Annotated in this window: 16 protein-coding genes and 3 tRNA genes; 12 read left to right on the plus strand and 7 right to left on the minus strand. The window is 38.0% G+C overall.

The annotated features are described in order from the left end of the window. Positions 1-64: 64 nt before the first annotated feature. The 4 genes from ACSVH9_RS14720 to ACSVH9_RS14735 all read right to left on the minus strand — a co-directional run bounded on the left by ACSVH9_RS14720 (position 65) and on the right by ACSVH9_RS14735 (position 10,462). Positions 65-4,066, minus strand: coding sequence for a DUF7507 domain-containing protein (locus ACSVH9_RS14720; RefSeq protein ID WP_438064369.1), 4,002 nt, complete (start codon positions 4,064-4,066; stop codon positions 65-67). A gap of 481 nt (positions 4,067-4,547) precedes the next feature. Further along, positions 4,548-8,429 (minus strand): T9SS sorting signal type C domain-containing protein, encoded by a 3,882-nt coding sequence (locus ACSVH9_RS14725; protein ID WP_438064370.1) that lies wholly within the window; start codon positions 8,427-8,429, stop codon positions 4,548-4,550. 453 nt (positions 8,430-8,882) lie between these two features. Beyond that, positions 8,883-9,725 (minus strand): glycoside hydrolase family 25 protein, encoded by an 843-nt coding sequence (locus ACSVH9_RS14730; RefSeq protein WP_438064371.1) that lies wholly within the window; start codon positions 9,723-9,725, stop codon positions 8,883-8,885. 11 nt (positions 9,726-9,736) lie between these two features. After that, positions 9,737-10,462: a CDP-alcohol phosphatidyltransferase family protein gene (locus ACSVH9_RS14735; protein WP_438064372.1), complete on the minus strand. Its 726-nt coding sequence runs from the start codon at positions 10,460-10,462 to the stop codon at positions 9,737-9,739. Between the two features lie 230 nt (positions 10,463-10,692). Here ACSVH9_RS14735 and ACSVH9_RS14740 point away from each other — a divergent pair, with 230 nt between their 5' ends. The 3 genes from ACSVH9_RS14740 (at position 10,693) to ACSVH9_RS14750 (ending at position 13,854) form a co-directional block, all read left to right on the plus strand. Further along, positions 10,693-11,718 carry a PorV/PorQ family protein gene (locus ACSVH9_RS14740; RefSeq protein WP_438064400.1) on the plus strand — a complete coding sequence of 342 codons (1,026 nt, stop codon included), beginning with the start codon at positions 10,693-10,695 and terminating at the stop codon, positions 11,716-11,718. 213 nt (positions 11,719-11,931) lie between these two features. Then, the gene (locus tag ACSVH9_RS14745; RefSeq protein WP_438064373.1) at positions 11,932-12,780 is read left to right on the plus strand and encodes a transketolase; all 849 of its coding nucleotides are present in this window, start codon (positions 11,932-11,934) and stop codon (positions 12,778-12,780) included. Between the two features lie 120 nt (positions 12,781-12,900). Further along, positions 12,901-13,854 carry a transketolase family protein gene (locus ACSVH9_RS14750; protein ID WP_159682438.1) on the plus strand — a complete coding sequence of 318 codons (954 nt, stop codon included), beginning with the start codon at positions 12,901-12,903 and terminating at the stop codon, positions 13,852-13,854. 239 nt (positions 13,855-14,093) lie between these two features. On the opposite strand, the gene ACSVH9_RS14755 is transcribed toward ACSVH9_RS14750, so the two are convergent. Beyond that, the gene (locus ACSVH9_RS14755) at positions 14,094-15,062 is read right to left on the minus strand and encodes an FKBP-type peptidyl-prolyl cis-trans isomerase (RefSeq protein ID WP_438064374.1); all 969 of its coding nucleotides are present in this window, start codon (positions 15,060-15,062) and stop codon (positions 14,094-14,096) included. Between the two features lie 78 nt (positions 15,063-15,140). On the opposite strand from ACSVH9_RS14755, the gene ACSVH9_RS14760 reads away from it, so the two are divergent. Further along, positions 15,141-15,536 carry an RNA-binding S4 domain-containing protein gene (locus ACSVH9_RS14760; RefSeq protein ID WP_438064375.1) on the plus strand — a complete coding sequence of 132 codons (396 nt, stop codon included), beginning with the start codon at positions 15,141-15,143 and terminating at the stop codon, positions 15,534-15,536. Between the two features lie 82 nt (positions 15,537-15,618). Next, positions 15,619-16,119 (plus strand): phosphoribosyltransferase domain-containing protein, encoded by a 501-nt coding sequence (locus ACSVH9_RS14765; RefSeq protein WP_438064376.1) that lies wholly within the window; start codon positions 15,619-15,621, stop codon positions 16,117-16,119. On the opposite strand, the gene ACSVH9_RS14770 is transcribed toward ACSVH9_RS14765, so the two are convergent. After that, positions 16,111-16,629: a shikimate kinase gene (locus tag ACSVH9_RS14770; protein WP_438064377.1), complete on the minus strand. Its 519-nt coding sequence runs from the start codon at positions 16,627-16,629 to the stop codon at positions 16,111-16,113. The two genes, ACSVH9_RS14765 and ACSVH9_RS14770, sit on opposite strands and share 9 nt — an antisense overlap. Before the next feature lie 126 nt (positions 16,630-16,755). On the opposite strand from ACSVH9_RS14770, the gene ACSVH9_RS14775 reads away from it, so the two are divergent. From ACSVH9_RS14775 to ACSVH9_RS14785, 3 genes are all read left to right on the plus strand, one after another. Then, positions 16,756-16,828: transfer RNA gene (locus ACSVH9_RS14775), tRNA-Lys, on the plus strand. Between the two features lie 38 nt (positions 16,829-16,866). Next, positions 16,867-16,939: transfer RNA gene (locus tag ACSVH9_RS14780), tRNA-Lys, on the plus strand. 42 nt (positions 16,940-16,981) lie between these two features. Next, positions 16,982-17,064: transfer RNA gene (locus ACSVH9_RS14785), tRNA-Leu, on the plus strand. A gap of 62 nt (positions 17,065-17,126) precedes the next feature. On the opposite strand, the gene ACSVH9_RS14790 is transcribed toward ACSVH9_RS14785, so the two are convergent. Next, positions 17,127-17,645 carry a DUF421 domain-containing protein gene (locus tag ACSVH9_RS14790; RefSeq protein WP_438064378.1) on the minus strand — a complete coding sequence of 173 codons (519 nt, stop codon included), beginning with the start codon at positions 17,643-17,645 and terminating at the stop codon, positions 17,127-17,129. Between the two features lie 228 nt (positions 17,646-17,873). On the opposite strand from ACSVH9_RS14790, the gene ACSVH9_RS14795 reads away from it, so the two are divergent. From ACSVH9_RS14795 to ACSVH9_RS14810, 4 genes are all read left to right on the plus strand, one after another. Further along, entirely contained in the window at positions 17,874-18,335 is a 462-nt protein-coding gene (locus ACSVH9_RS14795) for a (2Fe-2S)-binding protein (protein WP_438064379.1), read from the plus strand. Beyond that, a complete protein-coding gene (locus tag ACSVH9_RS14800; RefSeq protein WP_438064380.1) occupies positions 18,335-20,518 on the plus strand; it encodes a molybdopterin cofactor-binding domain-containing protein in 2,184 nt (727 codons plus the stop codon). The genes ACSVH9_RS14795 and ACSVH9_RS14800 overlap by 1 nt, the downstream gene beginning before the upstream one ends. 191 nt (positions 20,519-20,709) lie before the next feature. After that, entirely contained in the window at positions 20,710-21,471 is a 762-nt protein-coding gene (gene xdhC, locus ACSVH9_RS14805; RefSeq protein ID WP_438064381.1) for a xanthine dehydrogenase accessory protein XdhC, read from the plus strand. Further along, positions 21,461-22,087, plus strand: coding sequence for a nucleotidyltransferase family protein (locus ACSVH9_RS14810; protein WP_438064382.1), 627 nt, complete (start codon positions 21,461-21,463; stop codon positions 22,085-22,087). The genes xdhC and ACSVH9_RS14810 overlap by 11 nt, the downstream gene beginning before the upstream one ends. Positions 22,088-22,107: the final 20 nt, after the last annotated feature.

A 22,107-nucleotide genomic window follows, 5' to 3' on the forward strand; every position in this document is an offset into this window, starting at 1 on the left:
TAATTTAAAAACCCTTTCTGAATCAATATATTCTGAAAGGGTTTTTAATTAAACCGCTATTTCTTTAGTAAATAATCTTCTTGTTACTAATGGCGCCGTTGGCCAAAGTAGTTTTCACTATCAAGGTTTGTTCACTCGAAGACAAATTCGAAATTGACCATTCCTGTGCATTGATTTTTGATTTATCGTATACTTTTCTACCCAACAAATCAAATATTTGTACCTGAGTTATCGCTTCTGCTGAAGAAGTAAGGGTGATTTTTTTGTTTTTCACACTTACAATAAGCGAATTATCTGCCACTTCATTATCATCGGTGCCCAAAGTTTTATTGGTGTATTTCAACACAAAACGATCGTTCTCTACTCCATTGATTGCGGTAAATGTATAGTTACCTTTGCTCAACTCGTGAAGGGTGTTGGTCTTTTTGTCCTCTAACCAAATCTCTTGACCCGCTAAAGCACCGTCTCTATTGTCAATGCTAATATCGAATGACCCCGCAATTGTACTTCGGTAACCCAAAGGCACTACATCAGTGTCTACGAATGGTAAAGCGCGTCCTTGAATGGTTAAGTTTTTTCCTTGATTGACACTGTAGAAATCTACAAACTCTTGCCCATCAAAAGTTGGTCCATCATACAAATTATCCCAATCGTTGGTTGCTCCCGTAATGTAACCCACTAGCAATTGTTTGAAAGCGCCACTGCTATTAGTCAAGTTTAGCCAAACACGGTTTTTCTCTATAGTTGCTGCTTTTTTGGTATTGGCTTGTTTAAAAAACTGTGAATTGTTACCGGCTACTCGCATCGCATTGGTAAATTGAAAATTTCCTGCTATTGAATTCTCTACAAAAAAGGATTGGCCTGCCGCAATAAATCCATCGGGAACACTAGTATTTAATCCTGGGCTTTGAGCAGGTCCGGTCAATGGTATTGGCAATGGTCCTCCTGCTGTTCCTCCTGTGATATTATAAGTCGCATAATCATTAGCCGTGTAAACATAATCCGAACCACTTGGAGCAATCGCCGTATTGTGCGTCCAGAAATACAAGGCACCGTAAATAATACTAGCATTGGCAGTTATAAAATCATCCGCACTTATAGCTGAAGGATAAGGATTTCCTATTAAGTTCAATTCGTTGGCACCTACAGCAAAAGGATAGTTGCCGTTGTTTGGAACTCCTTTAAAAGCTACTGGTTGTGAATAAGGAAAAGATACAATTTCGCCATTTGGCCATGGATTACCTTCCTTAGGAGTACGAATGATATAACCTACGCCAGGTACCATTGTACCATTATAAAATTCCCAATTATCTGTTGAACCATCAAATCTAAAATATTTATCAGCTAAGGTATTTGGAGATAATGCTACAATATTTTGACCCGTTACTGGCGATGACCAATAGGTGTAATCAAAATTCTTCATCGGTGAAGAAATACGACGGTATTCTATCGCCCCTGTATTTGTAGCATTGGTGGTTTGCACCAAGCTTGCGTTGTTTTCAAAGATTAACTGTCCGTTGGTTGTGACAGCATTCGTTATCGTTAAGGTAACTCCTGATGCCACTGTGACTACAACTCCTGTATTTATTGTTAATGAACAAGCCGTCAAGTTAGATGAGATAGTAAAAGGGCCATTTATAATTGCATTTCTGGTAGCATCTGGTGTAATACCGCCAACCCATGCTGTTCCATTCCATGTTGCACTTGAAGCGTCTAAGATGGCAACATTGGCAGAGTTTGGAGAAATACAACCACTTGCACTAGTCACTCTAAAAGTATAATTTCCAATTGGTAAACCACTTATGATTGTACTTGTTCCTGAACCTGAAGCACCCGACAATCCCATCACAGTTGGTGTTGACGAAATCATCCAATTTCCTGTAGGAGGCAAATTACTTAACACAACAGTACCACTTGTTACAGCTGCACAAGTAACATTGGAAATAGCTCCAATTGTAGGAGGATCCAGTAAATTAATCACGGTTGGAACATTATTAAACTCGTTAGTTCCTGAAATATCTGTTATCTTAAAAAAAGAAGGATCTTCTCCTTCTACTTCAGCACTATTCTCAATTTTTCCTATCGCTGCATCGGCAGCAGTAATAACATAAGTACCTGTAACCGTCGCCGATGCACCTGGCATCAAAAGTGCAATACTATTGGATGGGATACTAACGGCAGGATTTAAATCAAATACTTTTATTTTATTAATAGGAACATCTCCCGTGTTTTTGACCTCAAAAGTATAGGTTACAGTGTCGCCTATTTTACCACAATCAATAATAGAGGCGGTTTTAATAAGACTCAACTCCGAGCGCTTTAGAGAGCCTTCATTTACCCCGATAAAAGCACAATCTGAACTTCCAGAAAAGGTAATCACTAAACGATCTACCAAAGCTTCATTCGAGGCATTAATCCCAAAATCAGAGAAATCATACCCTAACATACGAATATCTCTAGTTTCATTAGGTGTAAAACTATTAGTAGTACTCCCATCTGCAGCGTTAAACAAATCCAAACGATAGGTACCCACCGCATTTATAGACGGGAAAGATATTGTTATGGGATTTCCAATAGTATTCCCATTTACATCAACAAACTTAAAAACGTCTGCAACTGAATTAGGTTGAGCGACTTGTGTGATAATAATATCTGGCTTACCATCACCTACACCTGAGATGTTAATATTTCCTGTTCCAATTTTAAATTCTGAAGTACCTGCTTTAATATTGGCAATACCGGTTCCCAAAGACAATCCTCTTTTTCCATCTGTCAATCGCTCTGCTAATTCGGCCGGTGTTGAAGTACTTCCAATTAAAGCGGGTGTTAGCACTCTATTCGTCAATGAACCATCAATAGCCGCTCCTTGTAAAAAATAGGTACTTGTAGTATATTGAATATCAAATATTTTTAAAGCTCTAAACTTGGTGTCTTCAAAAGCAACGCCATTACTAGTCAAAACTGCATTATCAACACCAGTGGCCCAAGTTTTGCCATTCCATTCGAAAGCCAATAAATTGTTCTCCGTATCGGGTTGCTTGGTTGGATCTGAAGTGGTTCCTGCTGATGTAAAAAAACCGTTATAATCCGTATAAATACGATTTACTTCTCTGATAATCAAAACCAAACCTGTTGATGATTCAAAAAAAACATCATTCTTATTAGTTGCGGTAGAGGCACTACTTCCCCACGTTTGCGCAGTAGCTATTGTACCTCCTAAATTGATGGATCGAGCTGTATGCGTGAAAGTCCCTAAATTGGCTTTTACTCCAGTTGCGATTGACAAGGCGTTGGTTATTAAAGTACTAGACAAGAATGTTTTTGTACCACTCCCGGACAATGACAAATTGGTATAAGTAGTAGCCAACACACTTTGCGCTAAACCGTTATAGTTCACAGTAGTACTTGCTCCATTTAGAACAATTGTATTTGTAGTATTTGTAGACAAGTTGAATGGATTAGCATTACTTAACAATAATACTCCCGTTTGAGCACCTGAGGCCATTGTAAACGTTGAAGTAACCCCGGAAGATTGATTTGTGGTAGTAATTTGTCCATCTATATCTACTACTCCACTTTCCAATCTAAAGCTAGCATTATTATTTAATGATGCTGCTCTTCTACTAACTAACCCTAGATTTCCTGAAATATTTAAGTTTGAAATTGTTGAGATTAATACTGTTGCAAAATTATTGGTAGGTGTCGCATTAGTTCCTACCTGTACACTTGAAGAATTTAAAGTTCCTGCACCTTGTATTGCAGTAGTCCTATTACTACTGTTGGACGAATCTACAATTAATGAAGTGATAACATTTAAAGTTGAGCCTGAATTTACCCTTAATATACCATTACCAGAAAACTCTATTGACTGACAAGTCACAGTTGGAGATGACACCGTAATCACAAAATTTGAATTTATTATAACAATATCGTTCACCCCTGGTATTCCTGTTCCACTCCAAGTGGCATCAGAGTTCCAATCTCCTGAAGCAACGGAAGTAAATGTAGCTGCATTTGAATAGGAAAAAATAAAAAAAAGAACCAAAAAAAGTAACACTTTCTTCATAAAAATAATTTATTTTTTTTAACCCCTTAAGGCTTTATAATACTGAAAAATAGAAATTAAGCCCCTATTTTTAGTGATGCAAAAATAACCAATCAGGATTAGTAAACAAGTAAAACGCTTCTTATAAATTCTTTAAAAAAAACAAAAAAAGGCAAAACGCATTCAATATCAAAAGATTATGTATTTAAGATGATTTTATGAAAATTAGGTAGTAAAGATTGTTACTTAGTAATGCTTTGAACCATACAAATTCGTATACATCACTAATAAATTTTAATGAAGTAAGTGCAAAGGAGATATAAATCCTAAAAAAACAAACCGCAAAGTTCGCAAAGGTTTTCGCAAGGGACGCGAGGTTAAAAAAGTTAACCGATTAAAACCTCTTAAAATCTTTGAAATCTGGACCTAAAGTTTAACCGCAAAGTTCGCAAAGAGTTACGCAAAGAACACAAAGTTTAAAAAGTTAAGCGATTAACATTTTCTAGAAAACAATCTTCTTGTTACTAATGGCTCCGTTCGCCAAAGTAGTTTTCACAATCAAAGTTTGTTCGCTCGAAGACAAATTCGAAATTGACCATTCTTGAGCGTTAATTTTCGATTTATCGTATATTTTTCTGCCTAACAAATCAAATACTTGCACTTGTGTTATCGTTCCTACAGAAGAAATAATCGTGATTTTTTTGTTTTTCGAACTTACAATAAGCGACTTGTCTGCCACTTGGTTATCATCAGTATCCAAAGTTTTGTTGGCATTAGTATATTTCAACACAAAACGGTCGTTCTCCACTCCATTGATGGCGGTAAAAGTATATTTACCTTTGCTCAACTCGTGTAGCGTATTCGTCTTTTTGTCCTCTAACCAAATGGCTTGATTTGTCAAAGCGCCGTCTCTGTTTTCAATGCTAATATCGAATGCTCCAGCAATTGTACTTCTGTAACCCAAAGGCACTTCGTCTGAGATTTCAAAAGGCAAAGCGCGTCCTTGAATGGTCAGGTTTTGCCCTTGGTTGATACTGTAAAAATCCACAAACTCTTGGCCGTCAAAACTTGGTCCATCAAACAAGTTATCCCAATCATTTGTTGCGCCTTCTATATAACCCACTAACAATTGTTTATAAGCGCCACCACTATTGGTCAAGTTCAGCCAAATTCGGTTTTTCTCGATAGCTTCTGTTTTTTTGATACTATTTTGTTTGAAAAACTGAGTGTTTTGCTCAATAACTCGCATACTGTTTTTAAATTGAAAACGGCTGTTTGCGGGAATCCCTAAGGCGGTTCCAACAAAAAAAGATTGACCTGATGCGATTTTGCCAGAAGGAACTTGTCCTCCAGAAAGTGCAGCTCCTTTTGCTGTTCCCGTACCACCTGTACGGTTATAGGTTGCATAATCATCGGCAGTATAAATATATTCAGAACCACTTTGTTGTATAGGCGTATTGTGCGTCCAAAAATACAAAGCCCCATCAATACTACTAGCGTTATTGGCATCGGTCATAAACAAATCAGCATCAATTGCAGATGGATACGGATTTCCAATCAAGTTGAATTGGTCACTTCCTACTGGAAAATCATATATTCCATTACTCGGAATTCCTAAAAAAACAGCTTCATACACCGAGGGCAGTGTGTTAGAATAGTGTTGAGGCCCTCGGATGATATAGCCCTTCGCAATTGTCATTACAGAAGTAGGCGATTCGTTTTTCCAAGTATCACTTGCTCCATCAAAAGAGAAAAATTTATCAGAAAGTGTTGTTGGAGACACATCAATTAATCGCTGACTTTGAACAGGACTCGACCAATAAGTATAATCTGTTTTCCGAATCGGAGTTGTCTTCCTTTTCAGTTGAATTACTCCTGAATTACTAATTTGATCGTCTATTTGATGCAAACTTGCTCCATCTTCGATAACCAAAAGTCCAGCTCCTTCATATTGGTATCGCAAGGCTAAAGTAGTTCCTGCACTCACTGTTACTTCAACACCATAAGCAATAGCACAATTACACGCGTAAGTTGTATTGGCAATAGTGTAATCCTCTTCAAAAAGCAATTCCTTTCCGGGTGTTGGTGCTCCATTAGTCCAAGCCCCCGCAACTCGTTTCGAATAATCCACACACAGCAGCAATCTAGCAATTCGATGTTTGGTCGTACCAGAAACAGAATTAAAAGTACCACCAATCACTACTTTCTCATCGGAAGTCATAGCCATAGTGAATAGTGTGCCATTCAAATTGGCCGAAAAACTTCCATCAATCGTCCCATTAGCTTGCACACGAAGCATTCGTTTAACTCCTAACCCATTATACGTTCCAGAAAATGTACCTCCAATTAGTATTTTATCATTGGGTTGCACCAAAATAGCTCTAACCGTTCCGTTACTGAATCCTGCCCCGATGACGAAACTCGTATCCAAAGTACCATCAGGATGTAGCCGAAGAATTCTTCGTCTTGCATTTCCATTAAAATTTGCAAAAGAACCGCCCACCACTATTTTACCGTCCGATTGCAATGTCAAAGTATAAACAATTGCATCAAATCCAGTACCGACCGAAAAACTGGAATCAACACTCCCATCAGCATTCAAACGAATAAGTTTTGGGGATGAAATCCCATTGAATAGTGTAAAATGCCCTCCCAAAATTACTTTCCCATCCGACTGTAAAGCCAGCGTTTCGACTATTCCGTCTTCAGCGCCTGAGCCTGTAACAAAACTAGTATCTAAAGTTCCATCAGGTAATAAACGAGCAATTTTTTCAGCAGGAATTCCATTGTAAGTCGAAAAATTCCCTACAATAAGAATCTTAGCATCCGACTGTACGGCTACTCCATACACTTGCCCATTGCAACCTAATCCTATATTGAATGTAGTATCCAAACTTCCATCGGGTAATAAACGAGCTATTCGATTGACCGCAGTTCCGTTATATGCCGTAAAATTTCCAACAATAACAATCTTCCCATCAACTTGTATTGCCGCACTACGAATGTTAGCATTGGCACCCAGACCCGAACCACTGAATGTACTATCCCTTTCGCCTGCCTCATTGAGTTTGGTAATTCTAGGAGCTATTTCACCATTAAATTGTGTAAAATTGCCAACCACAATTACACTTTTATCTGATAATGGGAGTACTTTCGAAACACTGTTATTCAGACCCACTCCCGAGGTTAGATATCCAATATCCAGTGTGCCTAATGCATCAATTTTAGCTAACTTCCCTTGATTCTGGTCATCAAAAACAGAGAAAGAACCGCCAACGTACCAAGAAGTATCCATAAAATTCTCTAAAGCATAAACGGTGGCAGAAGCAGGACCATTACCAATATCAAATGCGGCATTGATTGCCCCATCGGGATGAAAAAGTTGTACTCTATTAACATCTAAACCATTATAGGTTCCAGAAAAAGAACCGCCCAACATAAATGCGCCAGTTGAATTAATCTTAATTGTTTCCACCGCTCCTGAATTAAATCCTGTCCCAGAGGCAAAAGAAGCATCAACAGTCCCATCAGTGTTTACCCTTACAATTCGATTCGCAACATTACCGTTATAGGTTGTAAAAGAGCCTCCCAAAATAATTTTGCCATCCGCTTGAACGCCTATGGCACTGACATTGTCGTCAAAACCAACTCCTGTTATAAAACTTGCATCCAAAGTACCATCGGTATTCAATCGAGCAATTTTACCTACGCTACTACCATTGAACGAAGTAAAACCTCCACCTATAATAATTTTTCCATCGGACTGAAGTGCAATTTTTTCAATCAAACCAGAAGCGCCCGAACCTGTAACAAAGCTAGTATCAACAGCTCCGCTAGGCAAAATTTTCACTATTCTATTGGCGGTGGTTCCATTAAAATTCGTAAAACTTCCCACCAAAAAAATACTGCCATCGGATTGCAATGCCATATTATAAATGATGTTATTGCTAGCGCCTGGTGTTGCAATAAATGAAGTATCTAGACTTCCATCTGAATTCAAACGCACCAAACGTCCTACTGCTGTACCATTAAACTGAGTAAAAGAACCTGCAACTAAAATTTTACCATCAGGTTGAAGCAAAGAAGCATAAACTTTATTATTAAAGCCTGTTCCTAGAGAAAAAGACACATCCTTGGAACCATCAGGCAACAGCCGACATAAATAAGGTGTCGCCACTCCATTGAAATTTAGAAAATCACCTCCAACGATTAATTTACCATCATCTTGTACGGATAATGTTCTGACCGTGTTGTCAAAACCATCGCCCAAAAGGCCATCATCATAGGTATTAAAAGTAGGGTCAACTTTTCCTTGTTGGCTAAAAACGGAAGTACAACCAAAACTAAAAACTAAAAGTAAGAGCAGGGCATTCTTTATTTTCAAAAGCTTTTCAATTAAAATTAGACAATACACACTGTTAACGATAATTAACAGTATTTGTAGTAATAAAAATAAAAAGTGAGAACTAAATAGTCAATACCCAGATTTAGTGATATTTACATTGTTTTGAAAAAAAAAAAAAAAAAAAAAAAAAAAAAAAAAATTTAACCGCAAGGAGCGCAAAGAATTACGCAAGGGACGCAAAGTTTTAAATTATTAACTCTTTTAAAATCCGTGGTGAAAATTTAACGACAAAGAACACAAAGGTTAAAAACATATAAGTCAATAAAGTTTTTAATTCAAAGTCGAAGTGGTTTGAACCATATAAGGTAAGTAAGGACATCTAAGTTTTAGACAGCAAAGCACCTAAAAACAAACACAAAGTACAAAGAAGGCACAAAGAACACAAAATTTAAAACAATTAACCGATGAAACAGTTAAACGATTACCCCTACTTTACTCGACCGTAATAAACTGCAATTGTTGCAAATCGCCATTGTAAATATTGACATCTACGTTGCCTTCAATTCCAGGAACGGCTGCACGTTCTGTAAACTGCCAAAACAACCAATCGTCTTGAATTTCTTCTCGATAAAAATTATAATTGGCTATCCAAAAGAGGTAATCACTGAATTCTTCTTTCAAAAAATCATCGTAGTATTTTTCACCAGTATAAATAATGGGTTTTACTTTGTAATGACTTTCTATGGCTTGTAACCACCTTCTAAGCCCCTTTTTGAGGTTGGTCATCGACTGATTTTTGGGTAATTTTTCAATGTCCAATACAGGAGGTAAATCTCCCTTTTGCAATCGTACCGTTTTAATAAACAACTCCGCTTGTTCTAAAGAATTCTCATTTGGGCGGTAATAATGGTATGCACCACGAATCATTTTGTTCTTTTTTGCCCCTTCCCAATTGCGTTTGAAACGTCTGTCAACCGCATCATTACCAGCAGTGGCTCGGATAAACACAAAATGCAGGGGGTATTGATTCTCAATAGTATCGACATACGACCAACTTATTTTTCCTTGGTATTCCGATACATCAATCCCTACGGTTTTTCCCTCTTGTTTTTCGAGTACTCGCAAATTTCTGGCTTCCGAAAAAACATCGGTTTTACTTAGCTTATCTGATTTAAAACCCAAATAATACGCAAAAGCCGTACGATAATGATAGATGACACTTGTTAAAAAGAATAATCCAAAGGCTGCCCAGACATATTTCTTGAGGGTAGCTATAGCTTGGTTGTTTTTCTTATACGGTCGACGTCTGGGATAGTTTTTGGTCACTTTCCTCATATTGTAATCCCCTATTGCTTGATAAATTTATTGTTAAGAATAGAAAGAAAAATATAAAAAAGGATGACCAATGGAATGCCTAAAAATTGCAGTGTCACCAATAGTAAAAGTGAAACCGCCAGAAAGAAAAAGGTCAATTTATTATCTTTAACGGTCAACTTTTTTACTTTCAAAGAAAACAGAGGAATTTCAGCATTCAAAATGTAAGCGCTCCCGATACTAATCGCCAAAAGCACACCATAATTCGACAATAATTCGAATAGCATAAACGAATCAAAATGACGAACAACCAAAGGCAAACTCAGAATAAACAAAGCGTTGGCTGGAGTAGGCAAACCAATAAAAGAGTCGGTTTGACGGGTATCAATATTAAAATTAGCCAATCGGTAACAAGAACCTAAAGTGACCAAAAATCCCAAAAAAGCCAACGCATATTGGCCAGAAAACGGGTCACTGATTTGCAAACCAAAAGCTTCCAACATCATATAAAACATTGTCAATCCCGGAACCACACCGCTTGTCACCATATCTGCTAAAGAATCCAATTGTAAGCCCAAAGGACTAGCAACCTGAAAAATACGTGCAAAGAAACCATCAAAAAAATCAAGAAAAATTCCTAAGCAAACAAAATAAAAGGCCATTTCGAATTGTTGTTGCACCACAAAAGTGATGGCGATACAACCACAAAATAAGTTCAATAAGGTAATAATATTAGGAATATGTTTTTTGAAAGCCATCGGAATCGGTATTAAAAAATTGTACTCGCAAAAGTAAGATAATAAGTGAAAGAGAAGTACGTTTTTTATCAGAGTTTCTGCTGCATTTTTTAAAGAAAAGAGAATTCTCTTGAAAGTGAGGAGTAAGCTCCCTAAAAAATTCTATTTTTGAAAAAAATATTCACCCCAACTAGCTCTCCTTGCTTTTGAAAAAGATTCTTTCGTTTTTTTTTGTACTTGGTACTTGCTCAATATCCGCTCAAACGGTTCGAAAATACTCCAATGAATTTCTAAACATTGGTGTAGATGCCGCAGCTTTAGGGATGTCCAATACTGCAGTTTCTTTCACGGCTGATGTCAATGCGGGCTATTGGAATCCCGCTGGTTTGACGCATCTCAAAGACCATCAAGTTGCAGCTATGCACGCTAATTATTTTGCCAATATTGCGCAATACGACTATTTGGCCTATGCTTCTCCCATAGACGATAGAAGCAGCTGGGGCATCTCATTGATTCGATTTGGGGTCGATGATATATTGAATACTACCGAACTCATCGACAATCAAGGAAATATTGACTACAACCGTATTGAATTATTCTCAACTGCCGATTATGGTTTTACCTTTTCATACGCTAGAAAACTCCCAGTACCTGGTTTTCAATATGGAGTTAACGCCAAAGTAGTGCGCCGAATCATTGGAGATTTTGCTAATTCTTGGGGTTTTGGTTTTGATGTAGGGTTGCAATTCGAACGCAATAATTGGCAGTTTGGTTTACTCGTACGAGACCTTACGACCACATACAATATTTGGAATATTGACGAAGAAAAATACCAAGCCATAGCCGATGCCATTCCTGGTCAAAACCAAGAACTTCCCGAAAGCACCGAAATTACAGCACCAAAAGCACAACTTGGTATTTCTAAAAAATTCGTTTTTCACTACGACTATAGTCTTTTAGCTGCTGCCAACCTGAATATGCGCTTTACCAAAACTAATGACATCATTGCCACAGACTTCGTGAGTATTGACCCTGCTTTGGGATTCGAACTAGGCTATACGGATTTGGTTTTTCTGAGAGCAGGTGTTGGGAATTTTCAAAAAGTAACCCAATTAGACGCAAGCGAAAAAACCAATTTTCAACCTAACATCGGATTGGGATTTCAATATAAAGGCATTCAAATAGATTATGCTTTGACCAATTTAGGCAACCAAGGAGTCGCTTTGTATTCGAATATTTTTTCGGTGAAAGTGGATTTGGGGCAGTTTAGAAGGTAATGTCTTTTCCCCGAGAAAGACTCTACCAAAACTAAAACAACAGCATTACTTATTTCTGTTTGTCAAAATTCCACACCCTTTTCCCAAAGATTTTTCATACTTTATAATAACTTCAGTTGTTTTTAACCTCTAAGATTGAAATTGCTTTCGAAATCATTTGTCTTAAGGGAAAATAAAAATTACTTTTGCAGCAGTTTAACTTTTACACACAAAATGAAGCCTAACACACAACAATTAAACGATTTAACTATCCAAGTTAGAAGAGATATTCTTCGTATGGTACACGCTGTTAATTCTGGACACCCAGGTGGTTCACTCGGATGCACAGAGTTTTTGGTTACCCTTTACCAACACCTAATGGACCGCAAAGAAGGATTTGATATGGATGCCATTGGTGAAGATGTATTCTTTTTATCCAACGGTCACATTTCACCTGTATTTTATAGCGTATTAGCTAGAAGTGGTTATTTTCCAGTATCAGAGCTTGCCACCTTTAGACTATTGAACTCTCGTTTACAAGGACATCCAACTACACATGAAGGACTTCCTGGTGTTCGCATGGCCTCTGGATCGTTAGGACAAGGTTTATCTGTTGCCCTTGGAGCTGCACAAGCGAAAAAATTAAATGGAGATTCACATATCGTTTATACTTTACACGGAGACGGCGAATTGCAAGAAGGACAAAACTGGGAAGCCATTATGTACGCTTCTGCTAAAAACGTAGACAACCTTATTGCAACTGTTGACGTAAACGGAAAACAAATTGATGGTACTACTGATGAAGTATTGAACATGGGAAGCTTGAAAGCTAAATTCGAAGCTTTTGACTGGGAGGTTCTTGAAATCAAAGAAGGAAATAACATCGAAGCAATAATTGCTGGTATGACAGAAGCTAAAGCTAAAACTGGAAAAGGAAAACCAGTTTGTGTTTTGTTGTATACTGAAATGGGTAATGGTGTGGATTTTATGATGCATACGCATGCTTGGCACGGAAAAGCTCCAAATGACGCTCAATTAGAAAATGGTTTAGCACAAAACATTTCAACTTTAGCAGATTATTAAGCCCCCTATCCCCCAAAGGGGGAACTAAAGCTTAGTAGAAAAAATTTAAAAAACAGATAATTATAAATCCTATTTACCCCAATAGGAACTCCCCTCCTTCGGAGGGGTTGGGGGAGGCTTATGAAAAAATATACAAATACAGGTAGTAAAGATACTCGTTCAGGTTTTGGAGCGGGAATGACTGAATTGGGTCAGAAGAACGAGAATGTAGTAGCACTTTGTGCGGATTTAATTGGGTCATTGAAATTTGATGATTTCAAAAAAAATCACCCAGAGCGTTTTTTCCAAATTGGAATTGCAGAAGCTAACATGATTGGAATTGCAGCTGGTTTAACTATTGGAGGTAAAATTCCATTTACAGGAACTTTTGCCAACTTTTCTACTGGACGTGTTTACGATCAAATTCGTCAATCGGTAGCTTATTCTGATAAAAATGTAAAAATTTGTGCTTCTCACGCAGGTTTAACACTTGGAGAAGATGGAGCTACACACCAAATCCTTGAAGATATTGGATTAATGAAAATGTTACCAGGCATGACGGTAATCAATACTTGCGATTACAATCAAACTAAAGCAGCTACGATTGCTTTAGCAGATCACCACGGTCCAGCTTATTTGCGTTTTGGGCGTCCAGTTGTGCCTAACTTTATGCCAGCAGACGAACCATTCGTAATTGGAAAAGCTATTTTATTGAACGAAGGAACAGATGTTACAATTGTTGCAACAGGACACTTAGTTTGGGAAGCTTTAATTGCTGCTGAAGCTTTGGAAGCCAAAGGAATATCAGCAGAAGTAATCAACATCCATACCATCAAACCTTTGGACGAAGAAGCTATTTTGAAATCGGTTGCCAAAACTAAATGTGTGGTAACTGCTGAAGAGCACAACATTCTTGGTGGTCTCGGCGAAAGCGTTTCTAGAGTTTTAGCTTTAAACACTCCTGCACCACAAGAATTCGTAGCGGTAAACGATAGTTTTGGAGAATCTGGAACTCCAGAACAATTAATGGAAAAATACCAATTGAATCACCAAGCTATTGAAGCTGCTGTTGAGCGCGTATTGGCTAGAAAATAATATTTAGCACAATTTATATCTATCCCGTCAGGTATCCCTTGGCGGGATTTTTTTATGTATGATGTTTTGCAAAATTCATTACCTCTAAATTATATAAAACCTAATACAGAACTGAGATTAAACAAAGCACAATTATCTTTATTGCTAACAAAAAAAGTAAACCAAACCATAAGTTGAGTCCAAAAAAAACCGCTCCAAATTTAGGAACGGTTTTAAATATTCTAAGAAATAAGTTATTTTTAATCGTGACACTTTGGATCCAAATGTCTTTTCTTTCCATTACCACCTGTACAAAACGGAATATCAACAAACTCGTAATATTTAGTTACTCCATTAACATCTTTATAAGAACGCTCTAATTTGGTGGTATAATTATCCCCATCATCATCTACATCAATAAAATCAGGGACCTCATCACCATCCGTATCATCAGGATTAGTAGTTGGTTTGGTTGGATATGAAGTAGTATTGGTAAAACTATACATATACCCATCACCATCTAAATCTTCTAAATATGAAGGAATACCATCACCATCTTGGTCATTACGTTGCACCTCATACAATTTAATATTAAAAACAAGTGGAGCATATGCTGGGATTGAACCACTACTACCACTAAAGTAAGCTAAACCAGAAGGTATAAAAACCACACCTGCTCCAAAATCTTTATATGCCACTGTACCATCTGGATTAGAACTATAAGTTCCTGTCTTCAATTTAGGCATAAATTCGGCAAATCCTGTAATTGCACCTTGCAACAATATAAAACTATTTCTTTCAAATTCGGTTACTGTAAGCGTAGTAACCGACTCTTTAGTCACTTGTTGCAAATAATCCCCTTTGTATCCTACAAAATAACCATCTACATTGGTTGGCGACACGCCAACTCCTTCATTTAAAATTAAATGATACAGCTTATACTTTAGTCCGTGCAAATTAACTTCTCTAACTTTAAGAGGATAAGTCGTTTGCTCCCAAATCGACTTTTGAGTTCCTCCTGTAGGTATTTTAGAAATCTTAATATCGAAGTCTGTAGTAACTTCCTCAATATAATAAGTTTTCAAGTATTCTTCAATGTCTTTAAGATCTGTAGGGTATTGTTCACTATACTCTCTTGGTGGCGTTACCTCCTCGTCTTTATTTTTAGAACATGAAAATAATGCCAAGGATAGCATTGATAAAATAAAATAAAACTTAATTTTGTTCATTATTACTGCTTTTTGAGTGCGCAAGATACAATTTAGATTGATTTTGATAAACTATTTAACTTTGATTTTTGAAAATTTATGCGAATAGATAAATATTTATGGTGCGTTCGTTATTACAAAACCAGAAATATGGTTACCGAAGCTTGCAAAAAAAACCAAGTAACCGTAAATGGTCAAGTAGCCAAAGCTTCGAAAGAAGTTTTTCCTACAGACAGAATTACTTTTCGCAAAGATCAAATCACTCAAATCATAACAGTATTAGATATTCCCGAGAATCGTGTAGGAGCAAAATTAGTTGATATGTATCGCCGCAATGATACACCTCCCGAGGTATACCAGCATCTTGAATTATTAAAACTATCAAAAGAACATTACCGAAAAAATGGTACTGGACGCCCCACTAAAAAAGACCGTCGTGACATTGATGAATTTGGCAATGTCATAATAGATGATGAAGACGAGGATTTACTTTAACAACAAGTTAAACTTCAAAAAAAAATCACCCCTAAAATCAAACCCAAACCATTCCATTTTGTACCTTTTAAAATAAAAAAATATGAGCCAAAATATCATTTTAACCCATCAAGAAATAGAACACAAAATCAAGCGAATTGCCTACCAAATCTACGAAACCTTTGTAGACGAAGAAGAAATTGTTCTCGCAGGTATTACCAAAAACGGTTTTGTTTTTGCTCAAAAAATTGCGACTGCTTTGGCCTTGATTGCTCCTATTAAAGTTTCGCTTTGCGAAGTTGAGCTCAACAAACACCAACCTGATTTGGCTATTCGCACTTCATTGGCTAAGGAAAACTATACTGATAAAGGCTTGGTTTTAGTCGATGACGTTCTGAATTCAGGAACTACACTTATTTATGCCGTTCGTCATTTTTTAGAAGTTCCCTTAAAAAAATTCAAAACAGCGGTACTCATTGACAGAAATCACAAAAAGTACCCTGTAAAAGCTGATTTTAAAGGAATTTCATTATCTACTTCCTTGTTCGAGCATGTTCAAGTAGTATTTGAAGACTCAGAAAACAGCTATGCTTATTTAAGCTAATAAAGCTGCGATGCTTTCTACTGTTTCTTCCACCGTTTTATCATCAACACTAATTTTATGTTGCGCTTGATTGTAATAGTAACTTCTGTCATATAAATGTTTGGCAATAAACTCTTGCAATTCGGCATCATTTAAGTTGGCAATTAAGGGCCGTTTACTTTTGTTTCTAGACAATCTTTCGAACAACGTAGCCACTGAAGCTTTTAAATAAATTGAGACTACATCAGGTCGTTGCAAAAATTCGTGATTATTAGCATAACAAGGAGTTCCCCCACCAAGACCCAATATAATTGTCTTTTCTTCATCCAAAAGAGTTTGGAACGCATCGTGTTCCAATTTACGAAAATGCACTTCTCCTCGCTTCTCAAAGAGCTCTTTGATTGACATTTTTGTCGTTTCTTCTATATAATGATCCAAATCTAAAAAGGGAAGATTCGTTTTTTCAGACAAATTATTGGCTATGGTTGACTTCCCGCAACCCATATACCCTAATAATACAATTTTTTTCATGGCAATAAAACCTTACTAATTAAGGCATTGTGACTTTTTGATTAAAAAAGACAAATTTATAATAAAATTGCTTTGAAACTTGAAAAAAAAGTACGTATATTTGCACCCGCATTCAAGAAACGAAATGACTCGATAGCTCAGTCGGTAGAGCACATCACTTTTAATGATGGGGTCCTGGGTTCGAGCCCCAGTCGGGTCACAAATACTGTGAACTACGCATTAGTTTCTTGAATGATTGACTCGATAGCTCAGTCGGTAGAGCACATCACTTTTAATGATGGGGTCCTGGGTTCGAGCCCCAGTCGGGTCACAAAGGTTGTTCGCCATGGCGAATGACCTTTTTTTATTTGAAGGCCATGTGGAGAAACGGTAGACTCGCCATCTTGAGGGGGTGGTGCTCGCAAGGGCGTGAGGGTTCAAATCCCTCCATGGTCACAAAAAAAGGTATAAATGAATTTCATTTATACCTTTTTCAATTTATATCTTTTTTCAATTTATTACTCCCCCACCTCACCGAGTGATTTGTGGATTTTTCGTTTATGATGGGTTTGTCGCAAAGAAGTGTTACCTGAAATCATGCTAATATCGCCATCAATTTCAAGCATCGCTAACTTAATATCTCTAAAATGCTCTATCCCGTGTTCCCGCATGACCTCCTCTAACTCCTCGGAAGTGATTCCTAACTTTGCTACGGTCTCAAATTCAATTTTACCGTTGTGCACTAAAATTTCAGGTTTGTCTTGTATCCAATTTTTGATTAACTCAGATTTGAATACCAATTTTTTAAAAATCAGATTCATCACAAACAACGACAAAGCCGCAAGTATACCGCCTATAAGAGAAACATTGCTCCCCACCATTGCATTTTGAACCGAATTACTAATCAATAAAATCAAAATTACATCGGCTGTATTCAACTGTGACAATTGTTTTTTTCCAAAAACGCGAAGCGCAATTATCATGAACAAATAAACAGCTACACTTCGAAAGATAACATCAAGATAAGGATTACTCATACTATTAAAAGATTACTCTTTAATTATACCAAAAAAATTAAAGCACCTTGGAGAAAACCAAAGTTACATCTTTTAAGCATTTGGATTCCAAAAAACTATTACATCGTAGATCATATTGGATACTATATTTCAAACAACCACTTGATAAAACAAAAATCCTTAAATCAACACTATACCAACTCCATAAAAAAAGTGTAACTTGTACCATCTAACTTTATTTTTCGTGTTATGGTCACACTCGATATCAATGGTAAAAAATACAATCTCGATGTTGCTCCCGAAATGCCTTTATTATGGGCGATTCGCGACATTATCGGGTTAACGGGCACTAAATTTGGGTGCGGTATCGGCGCTTGTGGCGCTTGTAAAATTCTGATTAATAACGAAGCGACATACTCGTGTTTGACTCCTGTTAGCGATGCCAAAGGCAAAAAAATCATCACAATCGAAGGTAGTAGTCCCAATTTACAACTCTTACAAGAAGCTTGGGCTGAGTACAATGTCCCACAATGTGGCTATTGCCAGCCTGGTCAATTGATTACAGCAACTTCCTTACTTAATTCGAATCCATCGCCTTCTGAGGCAGAAATTGATGACGCTATGTCTGGCAATTTGTGTAGATGTGGCACGTATCAACGCATTAAAAATGCCATTCACCATACCGTTGAACTCAAAAAACAAGGAAAATAATGGAGGCAATTCAAAACTACAGTCGACGTGATTTTGTCAAAACCATCGGATTGGCATCTGGAGGATTACTACTTGCTGCAAATAGCTCCTTATTTGCTTCCGAATCCTCTACTGCCATAGAAACTTTCAACCCTAATTTATTTGTGTACCTCCAAACCGATGGCACGCTTACGCTTATTGCCTCACGTTCTGAAATGGGGAATGGCGTTCGTACATCGTTACCCTCAATTATAGCTGACGAAATGGAAGCCGATTGGTCCAAAGTTGTAGTACAACAAGCTTTGGGCGATGCAAAATATGGCGATCAAAACACAGACGGTTCGCGAAGTATTTTATACCTCTATGAAACCATGCGAAAAATGGGCGCCACAGCCAAGGCTTTACTCATTACTGCTGCTGCGCAAAAATGGAGCGTTCCTGAAGCAGAATGTATCGCCCAACATCATTTTATTGTTCACAGTAGTGGTAAAAAATTAGGATTTGGCGAACTCGCTGCTACTGCCAAAACTTTAGAATTACCTAAAAACGTTACTTTAAAAAACCCAAAAGACTTTAACTATATTGGTAAAACCTTAAAAAGTGTCGATGTTGCCAACTATGCCAACGGAAGTGCTGTATTTGGTATTGACAAAAGAATCCAAAATATGAAATTCGTGGCCATTGCCCGTTGTCCAGTCACTTTTGGCACTGTAAAATCATTCGATAAAAAAGCAGCGCTCAAAATTCGTGGAGTGATTGATGTCATCGAAATCTCAAGAATTGCTAAACCATTTGGCCCTTTGGGTGGTGTAGCCGTAATTGCTTCTAATACGTGGGCTGCCTTTGAAGGCAAGAAAGCCTTAACTATAGAATGGAATTATGGTTCCAATGCAACTTATAGCTCTGCCGATTATCAAAAAACAATCACAGATGGCATATTGCAACCCGCAAAAACAGCCAAATCGATTGGCGATGTAGAACAAGCTTTTGCCAAAGCACATCAAATTGTCGAGAGCACCATACAATTGCCTTTATTGGCGCACGCCCCTATGGAAGTTCCCAATGCTGTTGCTTGGGTAAAAGGCGATTCTTGCGAAGTTTGGGCGCCTACTCAAGACCCGCAAACCGCTCGTAAAGAAGTGGCCGATTATTTAAAAATACCTTTAGACAAGGTTTCAGTAAACATTACCTTCCTTGGCGGAGGCTTTGGCCGTAAATCAAAACCCGATTATATTGTAGAAGCTGTAATGGTTTCGAAAGTTATCAACGCACCCGTGCAAGTAGTTTGGACTCGAGAAGACGAAATCAAACACGGCTATTATCATACCGAAAGTGCCCAATACCTCAAAGCTGCTTTGGATGCTCAAGGCAATGTAACCGCTTGGCTGCACCGTTTCGCTCTACCTTCTATTATGTCTACTTTTGTGCCCGGAACCGAATACCCCGCCGAATGGGAAGCTGGAAGCGCCACAGACATACCGTTAGACGTTCCCAATTTTAAAGTCGAAACAGGCAAAGCGCCCGCTCACGTCCGCATCGGATGGATGCGCTCTGTTATCAATATTCCTCACGGTTTTTCTGTGAATGTTTTTGCCAACGAATTAGCGTATGCTGCTAAAAAAGACCCTTTGGAATTCCGTTTGAACCTCATCGGACCTGACCGCATTGAAAACACACAAGACGCCATAAAATACAATACAGCAAGAATGAAACACGTCTTGCGACAAGCTGCAAAAAATGCCAACTACGGAAAAGCTTTACCGCAAGGTCATGCCTTTGGTATCGCGGTCCAATACAGTTTTTATTCCTATGTCGCCTCCGTGGTCGAAGTGTCTTTCATCAACAATAAAGTAAAAGTTCACAATATATACACTGTTATCGATTGTGGCACCGTCATCAATCGCGATACGGTAAAAGCACAGTTAGAAGGTGCCGCTATTTTCGGAATGTCTTTGACCTATTACGGCAAAATCACCGCCAAAGACGGCGCCATCGAACAAAACAGCTTTAGTGATTATCCTTTAATTCGCATGAACGAAGCGCCAAAAATACACGTAGAAATCGTAGAAAGTACCGAAAACCCAACTGGTGTCGGTGAACCTGGCGTACCCGTAATCGCACCAGCTATCGTCAATGCCTTGTTTCAACTCACCGGAAAAAAATACTATAATTTACCTTTAATTGATTATGAAATCGTAGGATAATTTGTGGGGCGTTCCCCCGAGGCACACGACTTTACTAAACCACAAGTCACTGCTCCTCGGGGTCGGGCTATCCGTTCCCAAACTTTTTACACCCTTCGCAATGGCTACGGGTATAAAAAGGTTTTCCACTTCACACGAGCTAAGCGAACTGGCGAAGCAATCCCTAACGCAAAAACATTTCCCATTCCTATATGAACGATTGGATTACACTATTGCATACTTTCAAAACCTCCAAAACACCGGTTGCCTTGGTCACTGTAACTCAAGTGTTGGGCTCAGCTCCTTGTAAAATAGGCTCAAAAATGATTGTAACCCATCAAAAAGAGATTTTTGGAACCATTGGCGGAGGAAAACTTGAATTTCATATCATCACTCAAGCCCAAAAAGCCATTCAAGAAAATCAAATCCAATCTACTACTTATACGCTAGGACCCGAATTCGAGCAATGCTGCGGCGGCAAAGTAACCCTTTTAATCGAACCTATGAATCAAAATCCAGAACTGTATCTCTTTGGCGCAGGCCATATTGGCGTTGCCTTGTGCGAAGTATTAGCTAATACCCCGTTTCAAATCACACTATTGGATACCAGAGAACAATGGGAAAGCACATTGTCTCTTCCTTCTTCTGTAAACTACAGCGCTGTCCCTTTTGACTTGTATAAAAGCACTGTACATTGGGGACCAAATTGTTATGCCATCATTGTTACCCATGACCATAAATTGGATTTTGAAATCACTGCCTTATGTTTAGCTGAAAGCACAAAATTCATTGGCCTTATTGGCAGCAAAACCAAACGCAATAAATTCCATCATATGCTTAGAGACGAATTGGGTTTTGAATCAGGTATGAATCCCGTGCATTGCCCCGTAGGTTTGGACTTAGGTGGTCACACTCCAAAAGAAATTGCCATTAGCATTGCTGCCCAATTACTACATGTGTATTATGAAAAATAATGTTGCTTTTGTACTATTGGCAGGAGGAAAATCAGAACGAATGGGACACCCCAAAGGCTTACTACTTCATAATGACATCTATTGGCTCGAAACCCAATTAAAAAGTATAGCTTCCTCTGGCGGTACCGAAGTTTATATCGCTTTGGGTTTTCATACGGCCACTTATTGTGAGAAACTACCTTGGTTAACCTCTGCTTTACAAGTACCTATTACTTACTTAAATATCAACATTCGAGCCATTGTAAATCCAAACCCTGAACGAGGTTCTTTTTCTAGCTTACAAACTGTTCTGGCAGAAATCTCAGAACATACAACAGTACTACTCTGCCCCATTGATGTTCCTATACCCAAAGACGAAACCTTACAACTACTTTTAGAAAAAAAGCAAGCCATTGTTATCCCTAATTACAAAGGCAAAAACGGACATCCTATCGTTATGGCCGCTTCGTTTTGGAGACCATTACTTCAATTGGACCCGAATAAAAGTCGGTTGGATTATTTGATAAAAGCTTGTCCTTCGTCAATGATTGGCATTGTACCTGTTGAAAATCCAGAGGTAATTCTGAATCTGAATACACCTGAGGATTGGGAAACGTACCAACAAAAAAACGGCTAGCAATTCGCCAGCCGTTCTTG

It is taken from the genome of Flavobacterium sp. RSSB_23 (genome assembly GCF_051547145.1).
Taxonomy (GTDB): domain Bacteria; phylum Bacteroidota; class Bacteroidia; order Flavobacteriales; family Flavobacteriaceae; genus Flavobacterium.

Coding starts and splice junctions, on each gene's coding strand:
- xdhC (WP_438064381.1), top strand. CDS start 20,710: ATGAACGATTGGATTACACTATTGCATACTTTCAAAACCTCCAAAACA.
- ACSVH9_RS14795 (WP_438064379.1), top strand. CDS start 17,874: ATGGTCACACTCGATATCAATGGTAAAAAATACAATCTCGATGTTGCT.
- ACSVH9_RS14770 (WP_438064377.1), bottom strand. CDS start 16,629: ATGAAAAAAATTGTATTATTAGGGTATATGGGTTGCGGGAAGTCAACC.
- ACSVH9_RS14760 (WP_438064375.1), top strand. CDS start 15,141: ATGCGAATAGATAAATATTTATGGTGCGTTCGTTATTACAAAACCAGA.
- ACSVH9_RS14745 (WP_438064373.1), top strand. CDS start 11,932: ATGAAGCCTAACACACAACAATTAAACGATTTAACTATCCAAGTTAGA.
- ACSVH9_RS14720 (WP_438064369.1), bottom strand. CDS start 4,066: ATGAAGAAAGTGTTACTTTTTTTGGTTCTTTTTTTTATTTTTTCCTAT.
- ACSVH9_RS14755 (WP_438064374.1), bottom strand. CDS start 15,062: ATGAACAAAATTAAGTTTTATTTTATTTTATCAATGCTATCCTTGGCA.
- ACSVH9_RS14790 (WP_438064378.1), bottom strand. CDS start 17,645: ATGAGTAATCCTTATCTTGATGTTATCTTTCGAAGTGTAGCTGTTTAT.
- ACSVH9_RS14800 (WP_438064380.1), top strand. CDS start 18,335: ATGGAGGCAATTCAAAACTACAGTCGACGTGATTTTGTCAAAACCATC.
- ACSVH9_RS14750 (WP_159682438.1), top strand. CDS start 12,901: ATGAAAAAATATACAAATACAGGTAGTAAAGATACTCGTTCAGGTTTT.
- ACSVH9_RS14765 (WP_438064376.1), top strand. CDS start 15,619: ATGAGCCAAAATATCATTTTAACCCATCAAGAAATAGAACACAAAATC.
- ACSVH9_RS14730 (WP_438064371.1), bottom strand. CDS start 9,725: ATGAGGAAAGTGACCAAAAACTATCCCAGACGTCGACCGTATAAGAAA.
- ACSVH9_RS14735 (WP_438064372.1), bottom strand. CDS start 10,462: ATGGCTTTCAAAAAACATATTCCTAATATTATTACCTTATTGAACTTA.
- ACSVH9_RS14810 (WP_438064382.1), top strand. CDS start 21,461: ATGAAAAATAATGTTGCTTTTGTACTATTGGCAGGAGGAAAATCAGAA.